The sequence below is a fragment of the Pseudoroseomonas cervicalis ATCC 49957 genome, assembly GCF_000164635.1.
In the GTDB taxonomy this organism is placed as follows: Bacteria; Pseudomonadota; Alphaproteobacteria; order Acetobacterales; family Acetobacteraceae; genus Pseudoroseomonas; species Pseudoroseomonas cervicalis.
Genome location: NZ_GG770777.1, coordinates 585,933 through 591,167, shown reverse-complemented (window position 1 = coordinate 591,167; position 5,235 = coordinate 585,933). Strand labels below are relative to the sequence as shown.

The following is a 5,235-nucleotide window of genomic DNA, read 5'->3' as shown; positions in this document are numbered from 1 at the left end:
ATGCTCCGACGATCACCGCCCCGCCGAAGGTCTTCTCGCAGAATTCCTTGACGGCCGGGTCGGCATAGGCGCGGGCCAGTTTCTGCGCCCAGGGCTTGTTCTCATCCCCGCGCCGCGCCACGACCAGCACGGTGTAGACGCTGTCCGTCCCCTCGATGGCGAGCCCTTCCTTCAGCGGATTGAGCCCCGCCGGCACGGCGTAGTTGCCGGTGATGGCGGCGGCGTCCACATCGTCCAGGCTGCGGGCGATGGAGGCGGCCTCCAGCTCGACGATGCGGATGCGCTTCGGGTTGCCGGTGATGTCGGCGACGGTCGCGCGGTAATCGGCGCCCGAGCGCAGCTCGATGAGCCCGGCCTTGGCCAGCAGCAGCAGGGCGCGGCCGCCATTGGTCGGGTCGTTCGGGATGGCCACGCGGGCGCCGCTCGGGATGTCGGCGATGGCGCGGTGGCGGCGGCTGAACACGCCCATCACCGTCAGCACGGTCTTGCCGACGGGCACGAAGTCGTAGCCGCGCTGCTGCTTCTGCGCCTCCAGGAAGGGCAGGTGCTGATAGGTGTTGATGTCGATGTCGCCGGAGGCGAGGGCGACATTGGGCTGGATGAAATCCGCGAAGGTGCGGATGTCGATGGCGAAGTTGTCGCGCTTCAGCACGTCGCGCACCACTTCCAGCACCTGCTCGTGCACGCCGGCGGTGACGCCGACGCGCAGGGGCCGGGCCGCGCTGCCGAACTCGGCCGCTCCCTGGCTCCGGGCGTGGCGCGGCAGCAGGGCCGGCAGCAGCAGCGCGCCGCCGGCCAGGATCAGGGAGCGTCGGTTCAGCATCTCTCTTGTGTCCTCAGGTCAGAAGGCGGGGACGACCGAGCCCTGGAAGGTCTCGGCGACAAACTTCTTCACCTCGTCATTCTGGTAGGCGGCCACCAGCCGCTTCACCCAGGGGGCGTCGCGATTGTCGCGGTGCACGGCAATGAGGTTGGCATAGGGGCTGTCGGCGCTCTCGATGGCGATGGCGTCGCGCACCGGGTTCAGCCCCGCCGGGATGGCGAAGTTGGTGTTGATGGCGGCGGCGTCGACCTCGTCGAGCGTGCGCGGGATCTGCGCCGCCTCCAGCTCGATGATGCGCAGGCGCTTCGGGTTCTCCAGCACATCGGCGATGGTGGCGCGGAAATCGGCGCCCGGCGTCAGCTTGAAGGCGCCATTGGCGGCCAGCAGGGCCAGGGCGCGGCCGCCATTGGTCGGGTCGTTCGGGATGGCGATTCGCGCGCCATTGGCCAGCTCGCCGATCGACTTCACGCGGCGGGAATAGACGCCCATCGGGAAGACCAGCGTCTTGCCGACCGCCACCAGCGGCAGGTTGCGGTCGCGCACCGCCTGGTCGAGGAAGGGCTGGTGCTGGTAGCAATTGGCGTCCAGGTCTTTGGCCGCCAGCGCCGCGTTCGGCGTGATGTAGTCGGTGAAGGGCACGATGCGCAGCACGAGGCCGTCGCGCGCGGCGATCTCCTGCACCTTCTCCAGCACCTGGCTGTGCGGGCCGGCGGTGGCGCCGATGCGCAGCGGCCGGCCAGAGGTGCCGATCTCGGGCGCCTGGGCGAAGGCCGGCAGGGCGGTGAAAGCGGGCAGGGCAAGGGCGCTGCCCAGCAGGGCGCGGCGGTGGAGCGTCATGGCGATTTCCCGTTTCTTGCTGTTGGTGTCGAAGAGGTTCAGCGGTGGCTGACGCGGCGGACCAGCCAGTCCCCCAGCGATTGCAGCCCCTGCACGAAGAGGATCAGCACGATGACGACGCTGGCCATCACCTCCGGCATGAAGCGCTGGTAGCCGAAGCGGATGCCGAGATCGCCCAGCCCCCCGCCGCCCACCGCGCCGGCCATGGCGGAATAGCCCACCAGGCTGACGAGCGTGACGGTGATGGCGGCGACCAGGCCGGGCATCGCCTCGGGCACCAGCACCTTCCAGAGGATCTGCAGCCGCGTGGCGCCCATGGCGCGCGAGGCCTCGACCACGCCGCGATCGACCTCGCGCAGGGCGGTCTCGAACAGGCGGGTGATGAAGGCGGTGGCGGCGAGCGCCAGCGGCACGATGGCCGCCCCCGTGCCGATCGAGGTGCCGGCGACCATGCGGGTGAAGGGCACGATCGCCACCATCAGGATGATGAAGGGGGTGGAGCGCACGGCGTTGATCAGCAGGCCGAGCGGGCGGTTGACCAGCCCGTTCTGCGCCAGGCCGCCCGGGGCCGTCGCGTGCAGCAGCAGCGCCAGCGGCAGGCCGAACAGCACGGCGATGCCGGCCGCCGCGCCGACCATGACCAGCGTGTCGAGCGCCGCCTCGTAGAAGAGCTGCTCGATCATCGGGGGGAGCCAGGGGATCATGTCAGGCAGCCTCCGCCCGGTGGTGGATCTCGGCCTCGGTGAGGGGGGTGACGGCGAGGCCCAGCTCGGCGAACCAGGCCAGCGCCGCGTCGATGCGGTCCGGCGCGCCATAGGCGGCGAGCGCCATCAGGCCGAAGGGTTCGCCGGCGATCTCGTCGATGCGGCCGGAGATGATGTTGAGGTCGAGGCCGTAGCGGCGCGACGCCTCGGAGATGACCGAGCGCGTGCTGTGCGGGCCGGCGAAGAGCACCTGCAGGATGCGCCGCTCCTCGCCCGCATTCGGGGCGGGGAGCCGCGCCACCGTGCCGGGCGGGATGGAATGGCCGATGGTGTCGGCGATGAAGCGCCGCGTGGTCGGGTGGCCGGGACGGGTGAAGACGTCGAAGACGCGCCCCTCCTCGATCACCTGGCCGCGCTCCATGACGGCCACGCGGTCGCAGATCTCCTTCACCACCGCCATCTCATGGGTGATCAGCAGCACGGTGAGGTCGAGCTGGTCGCGCAGCCGCTTCACCAGCGCCAGGATCTCCTGCGTCGTCTCGGGGTCGAGCGCGCTGGTCGCCTCGTCGCAGAGCAGGATCCTGGGGCGCGGGGCCAGGGCGCGGGCGATGCCGACGCGCTGCTTCTGCCCGCCCGAGAGCTGCGCCGGGTAGGCGCCGGCCTTCTCGGCCAGACCCACCAGGGCCAGCGCCTCGGCCACGCGCGTCGCGCGCTCGGCGCGCGGCACGCCCGCGACCTCCAGCGGGAAGGCGACATTGTCGGCGACGGTGCGGGAGGCGAGGAGGTTGAAGTGCTGGAACACCATGCCGATGCGCCGGCGCCGGTCGCGCAGCGCGCCGTCGTCGAGCGCCAGCAGATCCTCGCCCAGCACCTGCACGGCGCCGGAATCCGGGCGCTCCAGCAGGTTCACGCAGCGGATCAGCGTGGATTTGCCGGCGCCGGAGCGGCCGACAATGCCGTAGATCTCGCCTGGCGCGACTTCGAGAGAGACGCCGTCCAGCGCCCTGACCTCGGCCCCCCCACGGCCGGCGAAGCGGCGTCGGAGATCATGCAGCCGGATGGCGGCATCCTTCGTGGCGGGGGCGGGCCCCGTCGCGGCAGCGGCAGAAGACATGGCAATTCCAGTGACGTCAGGGAAGCTGGCGCGCCTTGCCCCTGGCGGGCGGCGCGCGGGTCGGCCGGGGTCTAGCGGCGGGGCATTCGACAGGTCATGGGCACCTCGGGCTCTCCAACAAACAGGTCGGATGATCCACGAAGCGACCGGCGGCGCGGGGGCATGTCCCCGGCGCGCCGCTGCCCGGCTTCCTGGCGCTTTAGCACTTGGTGTCGCGGCGCAAGCTGCATCCGTCAAATCCCCGCGGGAAGGTATAGTCCCCTTCCGCTGCGGAGAATGGTGAAATCACGCTGGCGGTGCAAGCGGGCGCGTGGCGATTTGTTCATGCGCCGCCTGCATGGCTCAATCCCAGGGCCACGCGCCGCGTGCAAAGCGCGGCAAAACCCTGTAGGACGCCCCCGTTGGCCGGCCGATGGCCCCGAGGATGCGCCCGCTCACGGGTGGCAAGGGGGGAGGTGCCGCGCCCTTATCCCGGCAGCCCCCCAGGGGGCGCCCCACCCGATACGCGGCGGATTTTTCGAAACCATGCCTTTTCCCGTGATGCCTGAAGCGCTGCTGCGCGCCCTGACCGAGCGCGGCTATGCCGAGCCCACCACCGTCCAGGCGGCGGTGCTGGAGCCCGAGACCGCCGGGCGCGACCTGCTGGTCTCGGCGCAGACCGGCTCCGGCAAGACGGTCGCCTTCGGCCTGGCCCTTGCCCCCGAGCTGCTGGGCGAGGCCGAGCGCATGCCGCCGGCCGGCGCGCCGCTCGCCATCGTCGTGGCGCCGACGCGCGAGCTGGCGTTGCAGGTGCGCGCCGAGCTCTCCTGGCTCTATGCGGCGGCCGGCGGCCGCGTGGTCAGCTGCGTCGGCGGCATGGACCCGCTGGCCGAGCGCCGCGCCCTGGCGCAGGGCGCGCATATCGTCGTCGGCACCCCGGGCCGGCTGTGCGACCATCTCGACCGCGGCAATCTCCGCCCCGAGGCGCTGCGCGCCGTGGTGCTGGACGAGGCCGACGAGATGCTCGACCTCGGCTTCCGCGAGGAGCTGGAGATGATCCTCGGCGCGGCGCCGGAGGAGCGGCGGACGCTGCTGTTCTCCGCCACCGTGCCGCCGGAGATCGAGCGCCTGGCCGGGCATTTCCAGCGCGACGCGCTGCGCATCTCGGCCAAGGCCGAGGGCGGCCAGCACCGCGACATCGCCTACAAGGCGGTGCAGGTGGCGCCGCAGGACACCGAGCGCGCGGTGGTCAACCTGCTGCGCCTGTCCGACAGCCTGCGCGCCATCGTCTTCTGCTCGACCCGCGCCGCCGTCACCCGGCTGCAGGCGAATCTGGCGGAGCGCGGCTTCTCCGCCGTGGCGCTGTCGGGCGAGCTGTCGCAGGCCGAGCGCTCCCGCGCCTTGCAGGCGCTGCGCGATGGCCGTGCCCAGGTCTGCGTCGCCACCGACGTCGCGGCGCGCGGCATCGACCTGCCGGATCTCGGCCTGGTCATCCATGCCGAGCTGCCGAAGGAGCCGGAGACCATGCTGCACCGCTCCGGCCGCACCGGCCGGGCGGGGCGCAAGGGCATCTCGGTGCTGGTGGTGCCGCCGAATCGCCGCCGCACGGCCGAGCGGCTGCTGATGGCCGCCCGTGTCCAGGCCGAGTGGGGCCCGGCCCCGGCGGCCGAGGAGATCCGCGCCAAGGATGCCGAGCGGCTGGCCAGCCAGGCCCAGGCGCTGCTGGCCGAGGAGGCCTCGGCCGACGACCTCGCCGTGGCCGAGGCGCTGCTGGCAGG

The 5,235-nt window shown here is 72.0% G+C and carries 5 protein-coding genes; 1 reads left to right on the top strand and 4 read right to left on the bottom strand.

Features of this window, described 5'->3' with window-relative positions; all coding sequences use genetic code 11:
* The 4 genes from HMPREF0731_RS02505 to HMPREF0731_RS02490 all read right to left on the bottom strand — a co-directional run.
* Positions 1–823, bottom strand: an 823-nt coding sequence (locus tag HMPREF0731_RS02505) for a MetQ/NlpA family ABC transporter substrate-binding protein (RefSeq protein WP_007002430.1), incomplete at its 3' end; no start/stop codon positions are given.
* An 18-nt stretch (positions 824–841) separates the two neighbouring features.
* A complete protein-coding gene (locus HMPREF0731_RS02500; protein WP_007002429.1) occupies positions 842–1,660 on the bottom strand; it encodes a MetQ/NlpA family ABC transporter substrate-binding protein in 819 nt (272 codons plus the stop codon).
* Positions 1,661–1,698: 38 nt separating this feature from the next.
* Entirely contained in the window at positions 1,699–2,364 is a 666-nt protein-coding gene (locus HMPREF0731_RS02495) for a methionine ABC transporter permease (RefSeq protein ID WP_007002428.1), read from the bottom strand.
* 1 nt (position 2,365) lies between these two features.
* Entirely contained in the window at positions 2,366–3,478 is a 1,113-nt protein-coding gene (locus tag HMPREF0731_RS02490) for a methionine ABC transporter ATP-binding protein (protein WP_007002427.1), read from the bottom strand.
* Between the two features lie 525 nt (positions 3,479–4,003).
* Between HMPREF0731_RS02490 and HMPREF0731_RS02485 the strand changes: the two genes are divergently transcribed.
* The coding region (locus HMPREF0731_RS02485) for a DEAD/DEAH box helicase (protein ID WP_007002426.1) at positions 4,004–5,235 on the top strand (1,232 nt) is incomplete at its 3' end.

What these genes read in the sequence shown, in the direction of transcription:
- HMPREF0731_RS02500 (WP_007002429.1), bottom strand. Translation starts at nt 1,660, where the DNA reads ATGACGCTCCACCGCCGCGCCCTGCTGGGCAGCGCCCTTGCCCTGCCC.
- HMPREF0731_RS02495 (WP_007002428.1), bottom strand. Translation starts at nt 2,364, where the DNA reads ATGATCCCCTGGCTCCCCCCGATGATCGAGCAGCTCTTCTACGAGGCG.
- HMPREF0731_RS02490 (WP_007002427.1), bottom strand. Translation starts at nt 3,478, where the DNA reads ATGTCTTCTGCCGCTGCCGCGACGGGGCCCGCCCCCGCCACGAAGGAT.